We start from the raw sequence: 22,259 nt of genomic DNA on the forward strand, positions 1-22,259 counted from the left end.
TTGGCTCGAGCCGTGACGTCACCGAGCAGGCGGAGGGCCGCCCTCGTCCTTGTGGTGGCGGTGCTCGTCGGGGCATCGGTGCAGCCGTTCCGGCAGCTGGCATGGACCGACGCCGTGGGAACCCTCGCGTACGCGGCTGCGGCCGTGGGCGTGGTCGCGCTGGTGCTTGCGCGCCGGGGTGCGCTGCTCCCGGGTGCGATCGGTACCGGGGCGGCGTGCGCCGTCGAGATCCTTCAGCTCACGGGTGTTCCGGCGGCGCTGGCGGAACGGCTCCCCCCGGTCGCGCTGCTGCTGGGCAGCAGCTTCGACCCGGTCGATCTGCTGTTGCTGATCGTCGGGGGTGCGGTCGCGACGCTCGCGTTGTCGACACCCGTCGGGTCTTCTTCCCGGCCCTGACCCCGCCTGGCGGCGGTCATCCCAGGGCAGTCAGCTTGCGTTCGAGGATGGCGCGGTCCTGGGCGTTCTCCGCTCGTTCGTGCGCGAGGAGGAAGGCATCCCGCGCCTCGTCGGTCCGGCCCAGCCGCGCCAGCAGCTCGCCCCGCACGCTGGGCAGCTGGTGCGAGGAAGTGAGCCGGCCGCCCGCGGCGACGGCGTCCACCTCGGCCAGCGCGGCGGCCGGGCCGCGCAGCATCGCCACCGCCACCGCTCGGTTGAGGTCCACCACAGGTGAGGGGGCGATCCTGCGCAGCACGTCGTAGAGCAGCACCACCCTTTCCCAGTCCGTCTCGCCGACCGAGGGCGCCACCGCATGGCACTCGGCGATCGCGGCCTGCACGCCGTAGGGGCCGAGCCCACGGCCGGTCCGCTGCGCGGTGGCGAGCGCGGCCCGACCGCGCCGGATCGCGCTGACGTCCCACCGCCGTCGGTCCTGGTCCTCCAGCAGCACCGGCAGACCGTCGCGGCCGATGCGGGCAGGGAACCGTGCGGCGGTCAGTTCCATCAGCGCGAGCAGGCCGTGCACCTCGGCCGCGTCCCCGGCGAGCCGGGTGAGCACGCGGGTCATCCGTAACGCCTCGCGGGCGAGATCGACCCGGATCCACTCATCGCCCGAGGATGCGCTGGCGCCCTCGGTGAACACGAGGTATAGCACGGTCAGCACGGGGCCTAGCCGCGCCGGCCGCTGCTCGTGCGGTGGCAGCTCGAACGGGACCCCGGCCGCCGTCAGCGTCTTCTTGGCGCGGGTGATCCTGGCCTGGGCGGTGGCCGTCGGGATGAGGAAGGCACGTGCGATCTCGTCGCTGGACAGGCCAGCGACGACTCGAAGCGTGAGCGCCACCTGCGCCTCGCGACCCAGCACCGGGTGGCAAGCGATGAAGATGAGGGCCAGCACGTCGTCGTCGATCCGGTCCGGGTCCCACAGGTCGTCCCGGCCGTCGTGCTCCGTTGCCGCGGTGCCGATGCCCGACGACATACCGCCCTCGCCCAGGTCGTGGGCGAGAGCGGCATAGCGGTGCTCGAGCGCGGCCCGACGGCGAAAGGCATCGATCGCTCGACGCCGCCCCACCGTGAGCAGCCAACCGGCAGGGTCGCGAGGTGTGCCCTCGCGCGGCCAGCCGACCAGCGCCTCGGCCAGGGCCTCCTGCGCCACGTCCTCGGCCAGCGCGAGGTCTCCGGTGTACCGGGCGAGCGCGCCGACGATCCTCGCCGACTCGATCCGCCACACCGCCTCGACGGCCTGTCGTGCCGGGTTGGAGGCTCGGGTCACAGCTGGCCCGTGGCCTCCCGCCACGCCCGCTCCTTGCGAATCCACTCGTTGTCGGCCGGGAACTCGTCGATGCTCGTCACCCGGCGGATCTCGGCCTTCATCCCTGGGCCGGCGAGCGGCGCCCGCTTGGCCCACTCCGCGGCCTCCTCCTTGGAGGCGACGTCGAGGATCCAGTAGCCGCCGAACAGCTCCTTGGCCTCGCCATAGGGGCCGTCGGTGACGACCGGTGTCTCGCCCGAGTAGTCGACCACGACGCCGTCGGCGGCGTCGTCCAGCCCCTCCGCGGCGACGAGCACCCCGGCGTCGATGAGCTCGCCGTTGAACCGGCCCATCGCGTCCATCACCTGCTCGAAGTCGATCTCGGCGAACGCCGCCTCGGCCTGCTCGTCGGCTCGCATGATCAGCATGAACTTCACAGTGATTCCCTCTCCGGAAATAGGGTCCCGGTCGGGACCCTCTCACGCACAGGTCGAACGGCATCGGCTCCGATCGACACGTTCCGGGAAATTCTTGCCGAGACCGCTCTCGTGCGTGGCGACACCGAGTCGTTGTCGGTGTCGGTGCCCGGTCGTAGGGTCGGACGATGGTTGACGATGCTCCGAAGCTGCACCTGGAGGCGCTCGTCGTGGACGCCCACGACCCGACGATGCTCGGCCGGTTCTGGTCCGGGTTGCTGCAGGCACCGATCGCCGAGCAGTCCGAGCAGGGCACCCGGCTGCGGTACCCGGGTCTGACCGACTTCTTCGTCGACTTCGTGCCGGTGCCCGATCGCGAGCCGCGCCCCCACCGCCTCCACCTCGATGTGTTCGGCGGCGAGCGCCGCGACGAGATGGTGGAGCAGGCGCTGGCCACCGGCGCCGCGCACGTGAACATCGGGCAGCACGATGTGCCGTGGGTCGTGCTCGTGGACCCCGAGGACTACGCGTTCTGCGTGATGCCCGAGCGTGAGTTCTACCGCAGCACCGGTCCGATCGGGGGGCTGCCGCTCGATGCCGATGACATCTCGGCGGCTACGGAGTTCTGGCTCGCAGCGTCCGACTGGGTGCCCGATGACCGCTACGAGCACACGCTGCGCCACCCCTCCGGCACGGGTCCGCTGCTGGCCTTCACAGAACCGGTCGAGCCGAAGCGGGGCAAGAACCCGATGCACCTCGACCTGCGCGTGCCGCCCGGCGGCGACAACGATGCCGCGCTCGCGGTGCTGCTCGACCTCGGCGCCCGCAAGCTCGACCACGACTGGGGCGAGCTGCCGTGGACCGTGCTCGTCGATCCCGGCAACAACGAGTTCTGCCTGCTGCCCTCGAGCCTCTGACGCGCCACCATGGAGACATGAGACGTGTCCGGGTGGTGATCCGTGGCCGGGTCCAAGGCGTGGGCTACCGGTTCTCGATGTGCGAGCGTGCGGACGAGGTGGGCGTGGCCGGTTGGGTGCGCAACCGCCGCGACGGCAGCGTCGAAGCTGAGATCGAGGGCACGGACGAGCAGGTCGCGGAGCTGCTCTCGTGGGCCGCGGAGGGACCGCCGATGGGACGCGTCGACGGCGTGAGCGTCACCGACGTCGAACCCACCGGCGAGCTGGGGTTCGAGGCGCGCGCCACGCTCTGATCCGACCCGGCGGCCGGTGGTGTGACCCAGATTCGTTGCCAGATGGGCGATCAGCGCTCGGAACGGTCGCGAACAGCGATCTGGACACGAATCTGTGTCACTGGACACGGCGTCGCGGCGCACCCGAGTCAGGTCGCGCTGACGTCGCCGTCGACATAGACCCAGCGGCCGGCGCGGCGCTCGAACCGGCTGAGCTCGTGCAGCCGTTGACCGGGAGCGGTCGCGACGAACTCCACGGTGCCGCGCTCGTCGTCGGGACCGCCGGCCACGGTCTGCACGATCACGAGCCCGGTCCACGTCGCGGCCGAGGCGACCGACGCCGGGCGCGTCCGTGGGTGCCAGGTCCGGAACACGTAGTCGTCGAGCCCGCGCACGTAGGCGCTGTAACGCGAGCGCATCAACGCCTCGGCGGTCGGCGCGGGTGCGCCGTCGTGGAACGGCTCGCAGCAGGCTGCATACGGCAGGCCGGTGCCGCACGGGCAGGCGCGGGGGTGGCTCACCCGCCCGAGTCTGCAGCACCTCAGGGTGAGCTGCCCCACCAGGCGAGGTGCGCCGTCGAGCCCTCGGTCATCCACAGGGCCGACGTGCCCATCGCCGGTGCGGCGGAAGGTGTGGATGAATAGGGCCCATGACGGCGACCGCGTACCTCACCGGCCTGGGCCGGTACCTGCCCGGTGCGCCGGTGCGCAACGACGACGTCGCGAGCCGGCTGGGTGGGGTGGACCGGCGCACCGAGCGGATCCGGCGCCGGATCCAGAACGCGAACGGGATCCAGCAGCGTTACTACGCGATGGACACCGAGGGCCGCACCACCGAGCTGAACGAGGAGCTCGCGGCGAAGGCGGTCACCGCTGCGCTGGCCGACCGGGGGCTCGAGGCGAGCGACCTCGGCATGCTCGCCACCGCCACCACGCAGGGCGACCTGCTGGTGCCCGGCTTCGCGTCGATGGTGCACGGGCGGCTCGGCGGCGGGCCGATGCAGGTGCTGACGGCGACCGGCGTGTGCGCCTCCAGCATTGCCGCGCTCGACGCCGCCGTCAGCAAGATCCGCCTGGGCGATCACGCACGCGCCGCCGTGGTCGGTTCGGAGCTGTCGAGCAGGTGGTTGCACCAGCGCCGCTTCGAGGGTGTCGAGGACCACCTGGACGCGCACTTCCTGCGCTGGATGCTCTCCGACGGCGCCGGCGCGGCGATCGTGGAGTTCCAGCCTCGGCCGGACCGGCCATCGCTGCGGGTCGACTGGGTGCGGCAGGTCTCGCTCGCGCACGAGCACGAGGTCTGCATGCGGGCCGGCCTCCACGGCAACGCCCTCGAGCCGGGCAAGACCTGGCAGGACTTCGACGACGTGGCCGGTGCCGAGCGGGCCGGGCTGCTGCAGATCCGCCAGGACACCTCGGTGCTGGGAGAGCTCGCGCAGGTCGGCCTCGCGCAGTTCGAGGAGCTCGTGGAGCTGGGTCTCGTCGACCTCAAGAAGCTCGACCACGTGATCTGCCACTACTCGACCAACGCCTTCCGCGACGTGGTCTTCGACGCGCTCGCCGCCCGGGTGCCGGGCTTCGACGCGAGCCGCTGGTTCTCGAACCTCGAGACCTGCGGCAACACCGGCGCGGCCAGCATCTACATCGCTCTCGACGAGGCCTGGCGAACGGGTCGGTTGCAGCCGGGGCAGACCGTGCTGCTGGCCGTCCCGGAGTCCGGCCGGTTCTCGTTCGGCTTCGCGCACCTGACCGTCGTGGCACCACGTCAACAAAGGAGTACGTCCGCATGACCAGCACCGCCCTGGGCTACGTCCCTCCGCAGCGCGACAGCCGACCGCTGCTCGACCGGCTCAGCGACGTCTGGGCCGACTTCGAGGCGCGGCTCGAACAGGTGCCGATCCTGCAGGCCCTCGCTGCGGGTGACGTCACGATCGAGGACTATCACCGGCTGCTGCACAACCTGCGTCAGCAGGTGGTGGACGGCTCGCTGTGGATCGCGCGCGCGGCGTCGAACTTCGACATGGACCACTTCGACCTGCGCTCGGCCGCCATCGGGCACGCGCTCGAGGAGCACCGCGACCACCTGCTGCTGCAGCGCGACTACCTCGCGATCGGTGGCCGCCTCGAGACGCTGCAGGCCGGGCGGAAGAACGTCGGGTCGCAGGCGCTGTCCGGGTACATGTTCACCGTGGCGAGCCAGCCGAACCCGGTTGCGTGCCTCGGGGCGATGTTCATCATCGAGGGTCTCGGAGCGCAGAAGGCGGGCGAGTGGGGCCGTCGCTTCGCCGAGGTGCTGGGGCTCGCCGACAACCAGGTCCACTTCATGATCTACCACGCCGAGGCCGACGTGGAGCACACCGGCACGATGGACACCTTCCTCACCTCGGACCGCATCGACGCCGACGCCGCCGACGCCATCGTCTCGTGCGCCAAGGTCGTGGCCCGGCTCTACGTCATGCAGCTGACCGAGCTGGACGAGATCTGAGCATGGCGCCCGGTGAGTTCGTCCGGTCCGACCCCTCGATGTGGGAGGCGATCTACGCCGACCCCTCGATCCCGCTGGACAAGTCGCTGATCACGATGATCATCGACGACCAGCGGCGCAGCTCGCGCCGGTGGCTCTACCCGTACGCGCGGTTCCTCTCCCGCGTGCTGGTGGGGGCGCTGTCGCTGGTCAAGCGGGTCGCGCCCGGGCGCTGGATGACGCTCGCCACGATGGACAAGCTGTGCCTGTGGTTCCTGCGCAGGTTCGTGGCAGCCGACGCCGTCGAGCTGCTGATCCGGCACTTCGTCGTCGAGACCAACCTCGTCAACTTCATCATCAACAACACCGAGGCGAAGATCGACCCGGTGACCCTGCGCCCGACGACCCTGCAGGGGCTGGGCGACAACGCCGTCGTCGAGCACGACGTCAACGTCTACGACCTGCTCATCGCCCTCGAGGGCGTGCGGGTCGATGCACCCGACCAGCTCGACTTCACCGGGATCGACGTACCGCCGCTGGATAGTGAACGACACAGGCGCAGGCTCCTGGCACTCGACATCCAGACGGCGCTGTGCCTCATGAACATCCCCTTCTGCGTCGCGCTGAGCCTCGAGGAGTTTCGCCGCGCGATCCACTCGCTGCGGTTCGACGACTCGTTCCTGGAGATCCTGGCCGCGGTCTGCGAGGACGACACCTTCAAGCACTGGAAGATGGGTGGCCTCAGCCTCTGGATGGACACCAACGTGGACGTCCCGCAGCTGGTCTACCGTCACGCGCTCGTGTGCGAGTACGCCCACGCACACCTGGCGAAGCTCGCACGCGAGCAGCGGATCGGCTGACGGCGCCCGGTCGCTGGTCGCGATCCGGGCGCCGTGCCGCTCCATCCGTCAGGGAATGACGACGGCGCGTCCCCTGATCGTCCCCGCATGAAGTTTCTCGTACGCGGCCGGGGTCTCCCCGAGCGTGTACGTCTCGGTGGCCACGTGCAGGACGCCCGTGCGTGCCAGCGCGACGAGCTCGGCGAGCTCGGTGCGGCCGCCCCAGTACGTGGTGCGGACGGTGGTGCCGTAGGGAACGCCGAGCCAGCCGAACCGTGCCTCGCCCGGGCCGACGCCCACGATCGTGACGTCGGAGTCGACCGCCACGACCTTGAGGGCCAGGTCCAGCGTGGCCTGCGCCGCGACGAAGTCGAGGACCAGATCGGCACCCTTCCCGCCGGTGACCTCGCGGATCGCCGCTTCCGCGGAAGCGTCCGAGAGGAACGCGTGGTGCGCGCCGACCTCGCGAGCGAGCTCGAGCTTGTCCTCGGAGACGTCGAGCGCCACGACCGTGGTGGCCGAGAGCGCCCGCAGCAGCTGGATGCCCACGTGCCCCAGCCCGCCGGCTCCGATCACCACGGTGACCGAGCCCGGCACCAGCTTCCGCAGCGACCGCTTGATCGCGTGGTAGGGCGTCAGTCCGGCATCGGTCAGCGGCACGGCCGTCACCGGGTCGAGATCCCCGATCGGCACCAGGTGCCGCGGCGAGTCGACGATCATGTACTCCGCCAACGCCCCAGGGGCACCGAGCCCGGGCGGTGCGATGCCGAGCTCAGCAGCACGGCTGCAGTAGTTCTCGAAGCCGTTCGCGCAGGACTCGCACATGCCGCAGCCCCACGGGCCGTAGACGATGACGTTCTCGCCGACCTCGACGCCCGTGGCCCCCTCCCCGAGCGCCACCACCGTTCCTGCACCTTCGTGGCCCAGAGTCAACGGCAGCCCGAACGTGTAGGCCTCGGCCGGCATCGACATCACGAAGTCGTCGGAGTGGCACAGGCCGGCGGCCGTGACCTTCAGCAGCACCTGACCAGGGCCGGGCTCGGGTGTGTCGATCTCGACGACCTCCGGAGCGCTACCGATCGTGCGGTACTGGACAGCCTTCATGGGGTGCCTCCCGTTCTCAGGTGGGTCCCGCCAGGCTATGGCTGAGAACGGCGGCAGATCAGGGACGGAGGTCCCGGAGGTCAGCCCTGATAGGGCTTGCCGAGCTTCGACGCCGACCGCTGGAACGCCTCGTGGGCAGCGCCCTCGAAGGTGAGCACCGGCCAGTGGCGCTCGTTCTTGCCTGCACCCATCGTGAGCGTCAGGTACGTGACCGGGATCCCCTCGGGCGTGTATGCGCGCAGCCGGCGTCGCAGCTCGTCGGCGCGGCGTGAGACCGGCAGCGGCAGATACACGCGCGGGTCGGTCGTGGCCAGCCGCTGGTGCGCGTTGTCCATGTCGCCCTGGATCACCCAGCTTCGGTGCTTGAGCGGCTGGCCGCTGGTGAGCTTCCACGTGCCGGTGCGGTTCGCGTGCACGAGGGCCCAGCTGCCGAGCACAGCGCCCAGGCCGGCCACGATGTAGCCGAGGTAGGGGCCAAGAGCTCGGGAGCGGCGGCCGCTCGCGTTCTCCTCACCGAACTCGTTGATGGCGTCGAGGTTGACGACGGCGACGATCGCGACCAGAACGAGGATCACACCGATCGCTGCGAACGCGGCGGTCTTCGCCGGGGAGAGCGCGAAGTCGAAGTGGTCGGGGTGCTGGGCCAGCGCAGCGTTGTCGGGGCGCACGGTCTCTCGGTTTCTCTTCTCCACGACGTTCGGACCCGCGCGAGTGTAGGGCGTCGATCCGCCCCGGCGGCGTCACCGGCCGTCGTCGACGTTCGCGAGTCCGGTCTGGAACGCGACCACCACGGCCTGCACGCGGTCCCTCGCCCCCAGCTTCGCGAGCACGTTCCCCACGTGGGTCTTGATCGTGGTCCCCGACAGCACGAGATGCTCGGCGATCTCGGCGTTCGACATCCCCTCGGCCATCAGCTGCAGCACCTCGACCTCGCGCGGGGTCAGGTCGGCGAGGCGGCTGCTCGGTGGCTCCGGTGCATCGCTGCGCGGCAGCTTGTCCGAGAGCAGCTCGAGCATGCGGCGTGTGGCCCGAGGCGCCACCACGGCGTCACCACGTGCGACCGTGCGGATCGCGTCCACGAGGGCAGCGGGTTCGGCGTTCTTCAGCAGGAACCCGCTCGCGCCGGCCCGGAGCGCACCGAAGGCGTACTCGTCCAGGTCGAAGGTGGTCAGTACCAGCACGCGGCTGCCGGGGTGTGCCGCGACGATCTGCTCGGTCGCCGTGATGCCGTCTCCGCCCGGCATCCGCACGTCCATGAGCACCACGTCCGGTCGGAGCGCCTTCACCTGCTCGACCGCCACCCGGCCATCAGCGGCCTCACCGACGACCTCGAGATCGGGCTCGGCCTGCAGCACCATCCGAAACCCCTTGCGCAGCAGCGCATGGTCGTCCACGAGCAGCACGGTTGTCGTCACGTGTGGTCTCCCTCGCGGGCGGCCGAGGTCGCGGGGGCCCGCACCGGCAGCGTCGCAGCCACCCGCCAGCCGCCGCCCGGCACCGGTCCGGCCTCGACCGTCCCACCCAGCAGCTCGGCTCGCTCCCGCATGCCCGTCAGCCCTCGGCCGGCCCCCAGCTGCCCGACGGCGGTCGTACCGCCGCCGCTGTTGGTCACCTCGATCGTCACGACCTCCCCCGAGTGCGCGACGGCGACCCTCACCTCGGCGGCACCGCGTGCGTGCCGCAGCACGTTCGTCAGCGCCTCGGCGAGGATGCGTCTGGTCGCGAGCGCGATCGCTGCTTCCGGCATCGCCGTCTCGAGACCGGTGGCGGTCACCGGCAGCCCGGCCAGCCGGAATCGAGACACCGTCGTGGCCAGGTCCTCGTCGTCACCGGTCGCGGCGGGTGCGTCGTCGAGCGCCAGCAGCACCCGCTTCATGTCTGCCAGCGCCGCCCGCCCGGTCTGGGACACCTCCTGCATCGCGACCTTCGCCTCGCCCGGCGATGTCGCGGCGACGGCACCCGCCCCGTCGGCGAGCGCGACCATCACCGAGACGCTGTGCGCGATGACGTCGTGGACCTCGCGCGCGATGTGCGTGCGCTCGGTGGCCCGGCTGAGCATCGCGCGCTGCTGCTCCTCGCGGCGCAGCGTGCGCTCGCGGTCGCGCTGGTTCTCCGCTCGCTGGCGGCGCAGGCGGGTATTGGTGCCGAGGGCGACGGCCAGCAGCAGCAAGGCAGCGATCGTGACCACCGCGGTCACCCTGACCGGGTCCGACGTCACCGGCGCGAGCTCGGTGCCCGTCCACTGCTCGGGGGTCAAGCCACCCGGTGGGCTCTGGAGGTGGCCCGGGCGCGTCTCCAGCCACCCCAGCCCCATGAGGTCGAGGTAGGTGATGCTCAGCAGGTTCCAGTGCGCCAGGCTGAGGACCGCCCACGTCACGACCGTCAGCGTCCAGGCGGTGATGCTGGTGCGGGAGGCGGCCACCGCATACATCGCCAGGGCGAGCCCGATCGTCGTCGCACCGCTGCCCGCGGTCAGCAGCAGCGAGACCAGCGCGAGCACGGCGAAAGCGAGAGCGATGGCCACGGGGAGGTGCCGGCGCCACCGGAGCATGAGGGTGCCCGCGACGGCGACGACGATCCCCACCACGGTGACCCGGTGCGCCATCGGGGATCCGGGCGGGTAGTTGTACCAGATGACCGCAGGAACGGCGAAGAGCGCGACCGTGAGCAGGGCGCAAATCGCGAAGGCCACGCAGACGGCGGCATCGGCGGCCCGCGGCCCGCGCCGCCACCAGCGCGGGGGCGTCATCGAGAGCTCAGACGTCACGACGGCGCACCACCAGCGCGGCGACCAAGAGGGCGGTGGCGGTCCACGCCACCAGGATGCCGTAGCCCTGCCAGGGACCCGGAAGCCATGCCGCGATCGACCGTTCCGTCGCGGCCAGCACCTCGGACGGCGTCGCCACCAGACGGCCGGCCCAGCCTGGCAGGAGGGACCGGAGCGTCTCCCCGGCGGTGACCCCCACCATGACGACCGCCTGCTCGAGCACCAGCACCAGGGTGATCAGCGTGACCATCGTGCTGGCCGGTCGGCGTACCGCCGTGCCGAGACCGAGGCCGAGCAGGCTGATCGTCACCAGGTACAGCAGCGCGCCCGCCAGCACCCGCGGCAGATCGCCATCGGCGTACGCGATCGAGATGCCCGGCCTGTCGGCGGCCATCGCGAGCGCGAGGGAGGTGACCGCGAGCGCCGCCGCTCCGGCGGTCACCGCCACCGCCGCCGTCGCCAGTGCCTTGGCGACCAGCACGGGCAGGCGCCGGGGAACCGCCAGGTACGTGGAGCGCGCGCTCCCGTCGGCGTGCTCGCCCGCGCTGATGGCCACCGAGACCATCAGCAGCGGCACCTGGGTGAGCGGCAACCCCACCGTGAGCAGGTACGCGAGGCCGCCCACGGGCGGTGCCTCGGCGTTGTAGCCGACCCATAGCCCGATCACGGCGTTGAAGCAGACGGCGGCGACGACCCCCCACAGCGTGGCGGGCAGCGTCCAGGTCTTGACCCACTCCGACCGCAGCACGCGCACCGGTCCGACACCGCGGCGGGACGGCATCCCGCGAACGGCGGCCTGGGTGGTCGCGACCTCAGACATCGGAGCGGCGCAGCCGGACGGCGGCGAGCGTGACAGCGAGCAACGCCCACAGGGCGAGCACGCCGAGGCTTGCCCACGGGCCCACCACGGTCTCGCCCATGGAGGCGACGAGGTCGAGGAAGTCGGGGAGTGCGGTGACCGTCACCAGGGCGTGCCCCGGCAGCCACTGAGCGAGCCCGTCAGCGCCCATGAGCGCGAGCTCGGACAGGCCGAGCCCGAACATCAGCGCGATGGCGATCACGGGTCGGCGCACGGCCATCCCCACGCCGAGCGCCAGCACCGCCAGCAGCGTCATCGCCGCCGCCCCGCCGCCGAGGATGCGCACGGAGTAGCCGTCGTCGACCGCGAGCGCGAGGTCCTGCCCGAGCGGGCTGATCCTGGCGAGCGCGACCGCGCCCGCGAGTGCGGCGATCGAGGTCACGGCCGCCGTCGCCGCCACCGTGATCACCTTGGCGAGCAGCGCGACCGTGCGGCGCGGAACCGCTGCGAGGGTGGTGGTCGCGCTGCCGGTCGAGAACTCGCCGGCGCCGGTGAGCACGCCGTGGACCAGCAGCGGGAGCTGGGCGAACAGCAGCCCGCCGCCGGCCAGGTACGCGAGGCTGTGGCCGTAGCCATCGGCGCCCACGAGGCTGTCGAAGCCGGTCATCGCGGCGAGCACCGCGGTCAGCGCGATGGTCGTCGCCACCGCCCATCGGGTCGATCGCAGACCCCACGACTTGGCCCACTCCGAGTGCACCACGCGGGCGAGCCCGACGCCGCGACGCGCCGGCAGCGCCACCGCCGCGGGCAGCAGCGCGGCGGTCATCGACCGCTCCCGGTCGTCGCGCCGGACCGGTACTCGACGGCTCCGGCGGTCAGGTCGAGGTAGGCCTCCTCGAGCGTGCCGGCCACGGTGCTCAGCTCGAGCACGGCGATGCCCAGCTCCGCCGCAGCAGCTCCCACGGCCTCGGCGGACAGACCGGAGATCTCGAGAACGTCGGTGCCCACCGCCCGCACGGTCGCGCCCACGCCCCTCGCCGCACCCGCCAACCGGGCGCTGTCTGTCGAACGGACGCGTACCACCCCGCTCCGGGCGCTGCGCGCCATCACGGTGTCGAGGTCGTCGTCGGCGAGCAGGCGACCCTGGCCGATCACCACGACGCGGTCAGCGCACTCGGCGAGCTCGTGCATGAGGTGCGAGGACAGGAACACGGTGCGGCCGTCGTCGGCCAGCTCCCGCAGCAGGTTCCGGATCCACATCACGCCGTCGGGGTCGAGCCCGTTCACGGGCTCGTCGAGGATGAGCGTCGGCGGGTCGCCGAGCAGGGCGGCGGCGATGCCGAGCCGCTGCGCCATGCCGAGCGAGTAGCCGCCCACTCGCCGCCGCGCGACCGATCCAAGACCGGCGAGCTCGATCACCTGCAGCACGCGCGCGCGGCCGATGCCGTGCGTGCGGGCCAGCGCCATGAGGTGTCCGTAGGCCGTGCGGCCGGGGTGCACCGAGCGTCCGTCGAGCATCACGCCGACCTCCTGCAGCGGCGCCCGCAGCTCGGCGTAGCGGCTCCCGTTGACGCGCGTCGAGCCGGCGCTCGGGCGCGCCAGGCCGACGATCATGCGCATGGTCGTGGACTTCCCCGCACCGTTGGGGCCCAGGAACCCCGTGACGGCGCCCGGCCGGACCGTGAAGGTCAAGCCGTCTACCGCCGTCGTCGACCCGTAGCGTTTGGTCAGGTCGGTCACCTCGATCATGCCCGTCTCCTCTGCTTCGCCCGGGCTGGTTCCCGCGGCACCGTCGACGCTAGGCACGGCGGCATGGCCTGCCCAGGTCCCGGACGACGAGATCGCTGGTCGCGCCGCTCCTCCTCCAGGAGGAGGCGGCGGGCCTGGAGGAGGACAGCAGAGGGCGCCAATGCGCCCCACCGGCGCGGTCGAGGTTGCGCTCCTCCACCCACCGATCTCGACCTCGTCGAGGGAACCGGGAACAATCTGCCCGCTCCCAGAGTTGAGCCCCATAGACTCAAGTCAGTTTGACAAGCCTGCCTCAGCGAGCAGACTTGAGCCCTCAAGACTCAACCAAACAAGGAGACACACTCATGGCACGAGCGGTCGGAATCGACCTGGGCACGACCAACTCCGTCGTCGCCGTCCTCGAGGGTGGCGAGCCCACCGTCATCGCGAACGCCGAGGGCGCACGGACCACGCCGTCCGTCGTCGCGTTCAGCAAGACCGGAGAGGTGCTGGTCGGCGAGATCGCCAAGCGCCAGGCTGTCACCAACGTGGACCGCACGATCTCCTCGGTCAAGCGTCACATGGGCACGGACTGGTCCGTGGACATCGACGACAAGGGCTACAGCGCCCCCGAGATCTCGGCACGCGTGCTCGGCAAGCTGAAGAAGGACGCCGAGTCCTACCTGGGTGAGCCGGTCACCGACGCGGTCATCACCGTGCCGGCGTACTTCAACGACGCCGAGCGTCAGGCCACCAAGGACGCCGGGCAGATCGCGGGCCTCAACGTGCTGCGGATCGTCAACGAGCCCACCGCCGCGGCCCTCGCCTACGGGCTGGAGAAGGGCAAGGAGGACGAGCTCATCCTGGTCTTCGACCTCGGTGGCGGCACCTTCGATGTCTCCCTGCTCGAGGTCGGCAAGGACGAGGACGACTTCTCCACCATCCAGGTGAAGGCCACCAACGGTGACAACCGGCTCGGTGGTGACGACTGGGACCAGCGCATCGTCGACTGGCTCGTCAAGCAGGTCAAGAACAAGAGCGGCGTCGACCTGTCCAAGGACAAGATCGCGCTGCAGCGCCTCCGCGAGGCGGCCGAGACGGCGAAGAAGGAGCTCTCCTCCGCGTCCTCGACCAACATCTCGCTGCAGTACCTGTCGATGAGCGAGAACGGTCCGATCCACCTGGACGAGAAGCTCTCGCGTGCGCAGTTCCAGGACATGACCAAGGATCTGCTCGAGCGCACCAAGGCCCCGTTCCAGAACGTCATCCGGGACGCCGGCATCTCCGTGAACGACATCGACCACGTGGTGCTCGTGGGTGGTTCCACCCGCATGCCCGCCGTGACCGAGGTCGTCACCGAGCTCACCGGTGGCAAGGAGCCCAACAAGGGTGTCAACCCGGACGAGGTCGTGGCGGTCGGTGCTGCGCTGCAGGCCGGCGTGATCAGGGGCGACCGCAAGGACGTCCTGCTGATCGACGTCACGCCCCTGTCGCTGGGCATCGAGACCAAGGGCGGCGTCATGACCAAGCTGATCGACCGCAACACGGCGATCCCGACCAAGCGGTCGGAGACCTTCTCGACGGCGGAGGACAACCAGCCCTCGGTGCTCATCCAGGTGTTCCAGGGCGAGCGCGACTTCGCGCAGGACAACAAGCCGCTCGGCACCTTCGAGCTCACCGGGATCGCACCGGCGCGCCGTGGCGTCCCGCAGATCGAGGTGACCTTCGACATCGACGCCAACGGCATCGTGCATGTGTCCGCCAAGGACAAGGGCACCGGGCAGGAGCAGTCGATGACGATCACCGGCGGCTCGGGCATCTCCAAGGAGGAGATCGACCGCATGGTCGCCGAGGCCGAGGCCCACGCGGCTGAGGACGCCAAGCGCCGCGAGGAGCAGGAGACGCGCAACAGCGCCGAGCAGTTCGTCTACTCCACCGAGCAGCTCCTGACCGACAACGCCGAGAAGCTCCCGGAGGACGTCACCAGCGAGGTACGCACCAAGATCGACGACCTGAAGGCCGCGCTCGAGGGCACCGACCTCGAGGCGATCGGGGCGGCGCAGACCGCGCTCGTGGAGGCCTCCTCCAAGATCGGTGACGCGCTCTATGCGCAGTCGGCGACCGACCCGACCGCAGGTGACGCCCCGGCCGGCGACCCCACGCAGGATGCCCCGGTCGAGGATGATGACGTGGTCGACGCCGAGATCGTGGACGACGAGGAGGAGCGCAAGTGACGCCAGGTCCACAGGACGCTGCCGAGCGCGAGGGCGAGCCTGTCGTCCGCGACAAGCGGCGGATCGACCCCGAGACGGGCGAGCTGCGAGAGCCGGAGGCGAGTCCCGCCGTCGAGCAGGAGCCCGCGCCGTCGGGGTCCGAGGGCACGGGGTCCGAAGGCACGGGGTCCGAAGGCACGGGGTCCGAGGGTGCATCGCAGGTCGACCAGCTCGGTGAGCTGACCGACCAGCTCGCCCGCGCCAAGGCCGACAACTACAACCTCGACCAGCGGTTCAACGCCTATGTGCGGCGGTCGCGGGGCGAGGTCACCGAGGCCCGCACGCGGGGGCACGAAGATGTGGTCGAGGCGCTGATCGGCGTCCTCGACGACATCGACCTCGCTCGGCGCCACGATGAGCTCAGCGGTCCGTTCGCCTCGATCGCCGAGAAGCTCGAGGGTGTCCTGGCGGGCACCTTCGAGATGGTGCGGTACGGCGAGGCCGGCGAGGAGTTCGACCCCGAGATCCACGAGGCGCTGATGCACAACCAGAGCGCGGACGTCACCACGGAGCAGGTGCAGCAGGTGCTGCAGCCCGGCTACAAGGTGCGCGACCGGGTGATCCGACCGGCCCGGGTGGCCGTCGTCGGACCGCAGTGAGGGTCACGAGAACGAACAGGGCAGGAGGTGCGGGATGAGCGGTCAGGACTGGCTGGAGAAGGACTTCTACGCGGCTCTCGGCGTTCCCAAGGACGCTGATGCGTCCGCCATCAAGAAGGCCTATCGCAAGCTCGCCCGCACCTACCACCCGGACCACAACGCCGGTGACGCCAAGGCTGAGGCGAAGTTCAAGGAGATCGGTGAGGCCTACGCGGTGCTCTCCGACACCGAGCAGCGCCAGCAGTACGACGCCTTGCGCGCCATGGCCGGAGGCGGACCCCGGTTCGCCTCCGGCCATGGCGGCGCCAGCGGCGGGTTCGAGGACCTGTTCGGCGGCATGTTCGGCGGTGGTGGTGGCGGTGGCGCACCGGGCGGGGCTCGCGTGCGCTACTCCTCCGGAGGTGGCGGCCCCGACATCGACGACCTCCTCGGTGGTCTGTTCGGTGGCGGTGGTGGTGGTTTCGGTCGCGGCGGCGCCGAGTACGGCCCGGTCAAGGGTCGCGATCTGGCCACCTCGGCCTCGCTGCCGTTCCGGCAGGCGGTCACGGGTGACACGGTCGGGCTCACGGTGGCCGGCAAGACCACCAAGGTGCGCATCCCGCCGGGTGTGAAGGATGGCCAGAAGATTCGCATCCCGGGCCGGGGCGAACCCGGCCCCGGCGGCGGTCCCGCGGGTGACCTCGTCGTCACCGTGACCGTGGAGCCGCACGAGGTGTTCGGGATCAGCGGCGACAACCTCACGCTCACCGTGCCGGTCTCGTTCACCGAGGCCGTGGACGGCGCGGTCATCTCCGTGCCCACGCTCGACGGCGACTCGGTGCGCCTGAAGGTGCCGGCCGGTACGTCGTCCGGCGCCCGCCTGCGGGTCAAGGGCAGGGGCGTGAAGACCAAGCGGGGCAGGGGAGACCTGATCGTCACGATCCAGGTCAGGGTGCCGCAGAACCTCTCGAAGGACGCGCGGGCTGCGCTCGACGCCTTCGCGGAGGCGACGGCGAACGAGGACCCGCGGGTGGGCCTCGCCGAGGCAGCCCGGAGCTGATCGCATGATGTCGCCTCGCTACGACCAGCCGACCTATCTCATCTCCGAGGCTGCGGCACGGGCGGACATGCACGCGCAGACCCTGCGCACCTACGACCGGCTGGGGCTGGTGGTGCCGACGCGCGCCGCCGGCCGCGGCCGGCGTTACTCCGAGCGCGACATCGACAAGCTCCGCGAGATCCAGCGGCTGTCGCAGGAGGAGGGCGTCAACCTGGCCGGCATCGCCCGGATCTTCGAGTTGGTCGAGGAGAACGAGCGGCTGCGCGACCGGCTCGAGCACCTCCTCGGCCTCACCGGGCATCGGCCGCGTGTCTTCACCGCCTCGCCCAGCGGCGACATCGTCGCCACCAAGCCGGGTACCCGGCTGCGCCGCACCACGGCCGCCGGCGCTCTCGTGGTCTGGCGCCCCTCACGGGACTGAGCGACTGCTGGAGCGCATCAGCGAGCCCCATGGGCAGGTGTGCACGTTCACGCTCGCGCCTGCCACGTCGCCGGTTCGGTAGCCTTCCGGCGATCCAACCTTGGGGGAGTGATGGCTGAGCACCGGCTCGGACCGCGCGTGCGGGAGCGAGGTATCTCATGAGCGACGGCAGCCCGAGCGGGGTCCTCATCGGGTTTCTCGTGCTGCTGGCGATCGGAGCCGGCGTGGGCATCTTCTTCGCCGTCAAGCGGCACAACTACGTCAAGGCGATCCGGGAGCGAGGCTGGGTCTTCGAGTCGCGGCCCCCGATCGAGGTCGCGAACGGGCTGATCGTGCCCCCGTTCGGTCTCGGGTTCCAGCGCGGCACGGACGAGCACATCGTGGGGCGCACCCGATCGGGCATCGACTTCCAGGTGTTCGAGTACCAGGCGGCCGGCGACGCGCGCGTGGTGTGCATGCCGCTGGGCATGCCGCTGCCGGAGCTCGTGGCCACGAGCCCGGGCCAGTCTCGCCAGGGTGTCGCTGCGCCGCACCGCAGCATGCTGCCCGGCGGCGGGCTGCTGGTCACGGCCGACCAGTCCTTCAGCGAGGCGTTCCTGTCCGTGGCGAACGGCCCGATGAGCGCCTTCGCCGCCCGGTTTCCCCTCAACCTCGCCGTCGACGGCGATCAGCTCACACAGGTCGGCGCCCCGAAGGACCCGGACGAGCTCGAGGCCTATCTCGAGGCGCTCGCCCCGGTCGCGGCGGCCGTGCAGCACGCAGGCCCGCAGCTCGAGCGGTTCCGCCAGCAGCCGCCCGAGATGCGGCTCGGGTTCTACCACCGGCCGTCCTGGTACTACCTGGCGAGCGATGACGGGCTGCTCTCGGTGGTGGCGCACACGGTCGGTGGCATGAACCACCGCACCAGCGACGTCGTGCACGGCGAGTTCTTCCCGGGCTCGTGGTTCGTGGCGTTCGTGCACCACTGGCAGACGCAGCGCACCGAGAGCTACACCGACTCCAACGGCCACACCCGCACCCGTACGGTCACCGACAACCACTCCGAGGTGATCCACGAGGTCACGCTCCCGTTCGGCTCGCCGGACCTGCAGGTCAGCGACGACAGCCGCTGGGGGCGGCTGTTCAAGGGTGCCTCGATCGACTTCGAGCTGGCCGCGTTCAACGACGCCTACGACGTGCACTCCTCGGTGCCGAAGTTCGCGCACGACGTGCTGCACCCGCGTCAGATCGAGTATCTGATGGCCGTCGGCACCATGCCGTTCACGCTCTCCCAGGGCAAGGTCCGGGTGCGGCCCGGGCGCCACTCCGCCGAAGCGATCGCCTTCGAGCTCGACGTGCTCGCCGGGTTCTTCGCGCGGTGGCCGACCTTCGTGTGGCAGGACCTCGGGGTCGACAAGCCTCCGATCACGCTCTCGCCCGACGGGCAGATCCAGGTGCTCGACCGCTGAGCTGTGACGCAGGCCACGGTGCGGGTCGCGTCATGACGGGGGAGCCGGAGCATCTCTGAGACATGATGCACACCTTGTTGACGTACCGCGACCCTGCGCAGAGGGTCGCGTCCTCGCTGCGCTGCGATGCCTGCGGTGATCCCGTTGTCGATATGGCCGCGCACGTGGCCGCGTGCCTGGAGCACGAGCTGCGGATGTTCGCGGTCGGCCGGCGCTCCAACTGATCCGCGCCGTCACGGCTCAGGTCGAGGACCGCACCAGCAGCCGATGACGCACCCGGGTGCGGTAGCCCTCCAACGGGACCGTCCCCTCGAACATCCCGAGCGCCATCCCGACGGCGGCCCGAGCCACCTCGGCCATGTCGAGGGCGAGCGTGGTCAGGGCAGGGTGGACCACGGTGCCGAGATCCAGCCCGTCGCACCCAGCGAGCCGTAGCTGGCCCGGCACCTCGACGCCGGACTCGTGCATCGCTCGCAGCACGCCGCAGGCCATCACGTCGTTGAAGGCCATGACCGCGTCCACACCCGGGTGCGCGGCGAGCAATGCTCGGGCTCCGCTCGCGCCCGACCCGAAGGTCGACAGCTCGCACGTCTGCCGCACGGCCGGGACGCCGCGGGTTGCCATGGCTCGCATGAAGCTCCGGCCGCGATCGGTGGCCACCGTGCCCGTCCCGACGTCGAGCAGGGCCGGCCGCCGCGCTCCCCGCTCGATGAGGTGGTCCGCCAGGTCCTCCATCGCGGCTGTCGCATCGAGCTCGACGCCGCCCCCGGGGGTGCTCGGGCCGGCGTCGACGTGGACGAACGGGACGCCGACGAGCGCGTCGTGCGGCGCGCCGTCGGCCGTGCGCGGGTACCCGATGAGCACGTCGGCCTGAGCCGCGAGGTCGGCGACCAGCGCCGCCTCGTCGGCTGCACCGGCCGTCTGCGCGAGCATGACGTTCCAGCCGCGCTCCGTCGCGCTCGAGACCACGGCCGAGGCCAGCTGGGGGTAGTAGGGGTTCGTGAGGTCGTCGACGACGAGCCCGATGGTGCGGCGGCTGTGCCCGACGAGCCCGCGTCCGTAGCGGGAGGGCCGGTAGGAGAGCTCCTTCGCCACCTCGAGCACGCGCTCCTTGGTCACGCGGCTGATGCCCGGCATGTCGTTCATCGCGCGCGTCACGGTCTGGCGCGACACGCCCGCCGCCTCGGCCACGTCGATGATCGTGGCCGGGCGGCCCCGGTGGGGCGGTCGGCTCACGGCGCGTCCGACTGCAGGTCGAGGTAGTCCACCTGCCCCGGGGTCAGGTCGAGCGCCACGGCCGCGAGCGAGGACCGGGTCTCGGCGATCGTGCGCGGCCCGATCAGCGGGAACGTGGGGAACGGCTGGTGGAGCACGAAGGCGAGCGCGATCGCCGTCGGGTGGACCCCGAGTGCTCCCGCGAGCTCACGCGCGCGCCGCAGCCGCTCGAAGTTGTCGTCGCTGTAGTAGCAGCGCGCGAGCTCGGCGTCGGACCGGTCCTGCGGGTCGGCGCGTGCGAAGAACCCACGAGCCTGCGAGGACCACGGCAGCAGCGGGGTGCCGGACCGGGTCAACCATGCCTTCGACGCGGGGTCGGTGGCGTGCATGCACCCCGCCCACGGCACGTCGTACGCCTCGGCGAGGCCGAAGTGGTTGCTCAGCACGCTGAAGCCCTGCCGCCCGTTCGCGTCGGCGTAGGCGTTGGCCTCCTCGAAACGCTCGATGGTCCAGTTCGAGCCGCCGAACACCCCGATCCGGCCGGCGCGGGCGTGCTCGTCGAGGACGTCGACGAACTCACCCACAGGGATCTCGGGGTTGTCCCGGTGCATCATGTAGACGTCCGCCCCCTCGATCCCCAGGCGCTCGAGCGAGGTCAGCAGCTGGCTGCTCAACGCGTCGGGGTTGCAGTGCGGGGTGTGCGCGCCCTTCGCGATCACGACCACCTCCTCGCGCACGCCTCTTGTGGCGAGCCACCGCCCGAGCAACGTCTCCATCCGCCCGCCGCCATAGATGAACGCGGTGTCGAAGGCGGTGCCTCCGGCCTGGGCGAAGTGGTCGAACATGGCGGCGGCGTGGGGGAGCGTGAGCTGGTTGTCGCAGCCCATCACGACGCGGGAGATGTCCTTGTCGACCCCGGGGATACGGCCGTAGCGCATCTGCTCGCGACCGAACCGCAGCGGGGCGCCGGAGACGGTCGGGATCGCCGCCTCGTCCCGCTCGAACGGGTACGCGAGCCGGATCTGGGAGCGCCACTCGTCCAGCACCCGCAGGGTGCCGAGCGAGTCATCGTGGCTCATCTGCGGCACCTCGCCGCGGCCGATCGCCTCGGCGAGGGCGTCGGCCTCGAGCGCGTAGGGCTGGTGCCCGTCCAGGGTCTCGGTGACCGGGTCCTGCCCGACGACGGCAAGCGTCAGCACGTTGTCCTCCGCCATGGTCCAGGGGTTCTGCAGGCGGATGTAGCCGGCCGAGCCATAGATGCTCAGCCCGACGTCGGCGAGCCGGACCCCGGTCCGCACGGTCGCCGTCGAGCCGCCGGGGAAGACGAGATCGGCGACCGCCCAGGTGTCCACGCCGTCCTCGACCGTGCCTGCCGCGTGGACCTCGACCGGGTCCACGAACGAGCGGCCCGCGGCGGCTCCCGCGATGGCGCGTGCGTAGGAGACCGGGTAGCCGCCGACGTCCAGGATGCCGCCGCCCGCGAGGTCCGGGTCGAAGAGACGGCCCTCGTTAGCACCCGTGGCGAACGCGAACGCGGCGTCGACGTGGCGCAGCTCGCCGATCGCGCCGGTAGCGACCAGCTCCAGGACCCGCGCCGTCTGCGGGTGGAACCGGTACATGTACGCCTCGAGCAGCACGTTCCCGCTGGTGGTGGCGGCGTCGACCATCGCCATCGCCTGGGCGTGGTTCGGCGCGAGCGGCTTCTCGCAGAGCACGTGCTTGCCGGCCGCGAGCGCCGCGATCGTGAGCGCGGCGTGGGTCGTGTGCACGGTCGAGATGTAGACCGCGTCCACCTCGGCGTCGGCCAGGATCTGCTCGTAGGTGCCGGTGCGCAGCTCGCCGTGCGTGCCCGCGAGCTCCTCGGCGAACGCGCGCGCCCTGGCGGCATCGGAGCTGCCGACGGCGACCAGCGTCCCGTACGTGCTGGCTGGCAGCTGGGTCGCGAACCGGCGGGCGATGTTGCCTGGACCGAGCACGGCCCATCGGACGGGGTTCACCATGGAGCACTCACCTTCGAGGGGGTCTGGGATCGCCGCGGACGACGTGTCCGTGGCCAGCTCGTGAACGTTCACGACCCGCTCAACGCTAGCGCCGGGACGCGTCCGAGCGCTACCTCACGCCGAGTTCGCCCCGCGAACGTGACGTCCTCGGAACCTGTCAACCTGTCTGGAGTCGGTCGTCGGTGGTGGGGTGGTTGATGGCGACTTGTGCCATCGGGGTGTGGATGACGGGTCGGGCTCGGAATCGTTCGGGGTGGGCCTGGTAGAGGTGTCCC

At 71.1% G+C, this 22,259-nt stretch carries 24 protein-coding genes; 12 read left to right on the plus strand and 12 right to left on the minus strand.

Translation table 11 applies throughout. The features are described 5' to 3' along the window. The first annotated feature begins 12 nt into the window (after positions 1–12). A complete protein-coding gene (locus GPA03_RS18555) occupies positions 13–396 on the plus strand; it encodes a DUF2809 domain-containing protein (protein WP_162458426.1) in 384 nt (127 codons plus the stop codon). Between the two features lie 16 nt (positions 397–412). Here the strand turns inward: GPA03_RS18555 and GPA03_RS18560 are convergent, their stop codons facing one another. Beyond that, on the minus strand, positions 413–1,705 hold the full coding sequence (locus GPA03_RS18560; protein WP_206673634.1) for an RNA polymerase sigma factor: 1,293 nt from the start codon (positions 1,703–1,705) through the stop codon (positions 413–415). Further along, positions 1,702–2,112 (minus strand): YciI family protein, encoded by a 411-nt coding sequence (locus GPA03_RS18565; protein WP_206673635.1) that lies wholly within the window; start codon positions 2,110–2,112, stop codon positions 1,702–1,704. The genes GPA03_RS18560 and GPA03_RS18565 overlap by 4 nt, the downstream gene beginning before the upstream one ends. A 176-nt stretch (positions 2,113–2,288) precedes the next feature. On the opposite strand from GPA03_RS18565, the gene GPA03_RS18570 reads away from it, so the two are divergent. Both GPA03_RS18570 and GPA03_RS18575 read left to right on the plus strand, forming a co-directional pair. Beyond that, the gene (locus GPA03_RS18570) at positions 2,289–3,017 is read left to right on the plus strand and encodes a VOC family protein (protein ID WP_156253537.1); all 729 of its coding nucleotides are present in this window, start codon (positions 2,289–2,291) and stop codon (positions 3,015–3,017) included. 17 nt (positions 3,018–3,034) lie between these two features. After that, positions 3,035–3,310 (plus strand): acylphosphatase, encoded by a 276-nt coding sequence (locus tag GPA03_RS18575; RefSeq protein WP_156253538.1) that lies wholly within the window; start codon positions 3,035–3,037, stop codon positions 3,308–3,310. Between the two features lie 128 nt (positions 3,311–3,438). Here the strand turns inward: GPA03_RS18575 and GPA03_RS18580 are convergent, their stop codons facing one another. Next, complete coding sequence (locus GPA03_RS18580) at positions 3,439–3,810, minus strand: YchJ family protein (RefSeq protein WP_156253539.1); 372 nt, start codon at positions 3,808–3,810, stop codon at positions 3,439–3,441. A gap of 128 nt (positions 3,811–3,938) precedes the next feature. Between GPA03_RS18580 and GPA03_RS18585 the strand changes: the two genes are divergently transcribed. From GPA03_RS18585 to GPA03_RS18595, 3 genes are read left to right on the plus strand one after another with little or no spacing between them, the layout of a single operon-like run. Next, positions 3,939–5,078 carry a 3-oxoacyl-[acyl-carrier-protein] synthase III C-terminal domain-containing protein gene (locus GPA03_RS18585; protein WP_156253540.1) on the plus strand — a complete coding sequence of 380 codons (1,140 nt, stop codon included), beginning with the start codon at positions 3,939–3,941 and terminating at the stop codon, positions 5,076–5,078. Further along, a complete protein-coding gene (locus tag GPA03_RS18590) occupies positions 5,075–5,773 on the plus strand; it encodes an iron-containing redox enzyme family protein (protein WP_156253541.1) in 699 nt (232 codons plus the stop codon). Before GPA03_RS18585 ends, GPA03_RS18590 begins: the two co-directional genes overlap by 4 nt. Before the next feature lie 2 nt (positions 5,774–5,775). Next, entirely contained in the window at positions 5,776–6,612 is an 837-nt protein-coding gene (locus GPA03_RS18595) for a DUF6999 family protein (RefSeq protein ID WP_156253542.1), read from the plus strand. 48 nt (positions 6,613–6,660) lie between these two features. Here the strand turns inward: GPA03_RS18595 and GPA03_RS18600 are convergent, their stop codons facing one another. From GPA03_RS18600 to GPA03_RS18630, 7 genes are all read right to left on the minus strand, one after another. Further along, positions 6,661–7,695, minus strand: a complete 1,035-nt coding sequence (locus tag GPA03_RS18600; protein ID WP_156253543.1) for an NAD(P)-dependent alcohol dehydrogenase — start codon at positions 7,693–7,695, stop codon at positions 6,661–6,663. Between the two features lie 80 nt (positions 7,696–7,775). Next, positions 7,776–8,363, minus strand: coding sequence for a hypothetical protein (locus GPA03_RS18605; protein WP_156253544.1), 588 nt, complete (start codon positions 8,361–8,363; stop codon positions 7,776–7,778). A 72-nt stretch (positions 8,364–8,435) separates the two neighbouring features. After that, positions 8,436–9,110, minus strand: coding sequence for a response regulator (locus tag GPA03_RS18610; RefSeq protein ID WP_277755249.1), 675 nt, complete (start codon positions 9,108–9,110; stop codon positions 8,436–8,438). Then, positions 9,107–10,462 (minus strand): sensor histidine kinase, encoded by a 1,356-nt coding sequence (locus tag GPA03_RS18615; RefSeq protein WP_156253545.1) that lies wholly within the window; start codon positions 10,460–10,462, stop codon positions 9,107–9,109. Before GPA03_RS18615 ends, GPA03_RS18610 begins: the two co-directional genes overlap by 4 nt. Then, positions 10,452–11,282 carry a hypothetical protein gene (locus GPA03_RS18620; protein WP_156253546.1) on the minus strand — a complete coding sequence of 277 codons (831 nt, stop codon included), beginning with the start codon at positions 11,280–11,282 and terminating at the stop codon, positions 10,452–10,454. Before GPA03_RS18620 ends, GPA03_RS18615 begins: the two co-directional genes overlap by 11 nt. Then, complete coding sequence (locus GPA03_RS18625; protein WP_156253547.1) at positions 11,275–12,087, minus strand: hypothetical protein; 813 nt, start codon at positions 12,085–12,087, stop codon at positions 11,275–11,277. The genes GPA03_RS18620 and GPA03_RS18625 overlap by 8 nt, the downstream gene beginning before the upstream one ends. Further along, on the minus strand, positions 12,084–13,010 hold the full coding sequence (locus GPA03_RS18630; RefSeq protein WP_156253548.1) for an ABC transporter ATP-binding protein: 927 nt from the start codon (positions 13,008–13,010) through the stop codon (positions 12,084–12,086). Before GPA03_RS18630 ends, GPA03_RS18625 begins: the two co-directional genes overlap by 4 nt. Before the next feature lie 344 nt (positions 13,011–13,354). On the opposite strand from GPA03_RS18630, the gene dnaK reads away from it, so the two are divergent. The 6 genes from dnaK (at position 13,355) to GPA03_RS18660 (ending at position 18,993) form a co-directional block, all read left to right on the plus strand. Further along, complete coding sequence (gene dnaK / locus GPA03_RS18635) at positions 13,355–15,223, plus strand: molecular chaperone DnaK (protein WP_156253549.1); 1,869 nt, start codon at positions 13,355–13,357, stop codon at positions 15,221–15,223. After that, positions 15,220–15,861, plus strand: a complete 642-nt coding sequence (locus tag GPA03_RS18640) for a nucleotide exchange factor GrpE (protein ID WP_156253550.1) — start codon at positions 15,220–15,222, stop codon at positions 15,859–15,861. Before dnaK ends, GPA03_RS18640 begins: the two co-directional genes overlap by 4 nt. Before the next feature lie 34 nt (positions 15,862–15,895). Beyond that, on the plus strand, positions 15,896–16,900 hold the full coding sequence (locus tag GPA03_RS18645) for a DnaJ C-terminal domain-containing protein (RefSeq protein WP_156253551.1): 1,005 nt from the start codon (positions 15,896–15,898) through the stop codon (positions 16,898–16,900). Between the two features lie 4 nt (positions 16,901–16,904). Then, complete coding sequence (locus tag GPA03_RS18650) at positions 16,905–17,321, plus strand: heat shock protein transcriptional repressor HspR (protein ID WP_156253552.1); 417 nt, start codon at positions 16,905–16,907, stop codon at positions 17,319–17,321. Positions 17,322–17,479: 158 nt separating this feature from the next. Beyond that, complete coding sequence (locus tag GPA03_RS18655; protein ID WP_156253553.1) at positions 17,480–18,769, plus strand: hypothetical protein; 1,290 nt, start codon at positions 17,480–17,482, stop codon at positions 18,767–18,769. Between the two features lie 62 nt (positions 18,770–18,831). Beyond that, positions 18,832–18,993 (plus strand): hypothetical protein, encoded by a 162-nt coding sequence (locus GPA03_RS18660; RefSeq protein ID WP_156253554.1) that lies wholly within the window; start codon positions 18,832–18,834, stop codon positions 18,991–18,993. A gap of 16 nt (positions 18,994–19,009) precedes the next feature. Here the strand turns inward: GPA03_RS18660 and GPA03_RS18665 are convergent, their stop codons facing one another. Together GPA03_RS18665 and GPA03_RS18670 are read right to left on the minus strand one after the other, a co-directional pair. Then, entirely contained in the window at positions 19,010–20,005 is a 996-nt protein-coding gene (locus GPA03_RS18665; RefSeq protein ID WP_241681376.1) for a LacI family DNA-binding transcriptional regulator, read from the minus strand. After that, on the minus strand, positions 20,002–21,984 hold the full coding sequence (locus tag GPA03_RS18670; protein ID WP_156253555.1) for an aldo/keto reductase: 1,983 nt from the start codon (positions 21,982–21,984) through the stop codon (positions 20,002–20,004). Before GPA03_RS18670 ends, GPA03_RS18665 begins: the two co-directional genes overlap by 4 nt. Between the last annotated feature and the right edge of the window lie 275 nt (positions 21,985–22,259).

The sequence above is a fragment of the Pseudactinotalea terrae genome (assembly GCF_009733845.1).
In the GTDB taxonomy this organism is placed as follows: domain Bacteria; phylum Actinomycetota; class Actinomycetes; order Actinomycetales; family Beutenbergiaceae; genus Pseudactinotalea; species Pseudactinotalea terrae.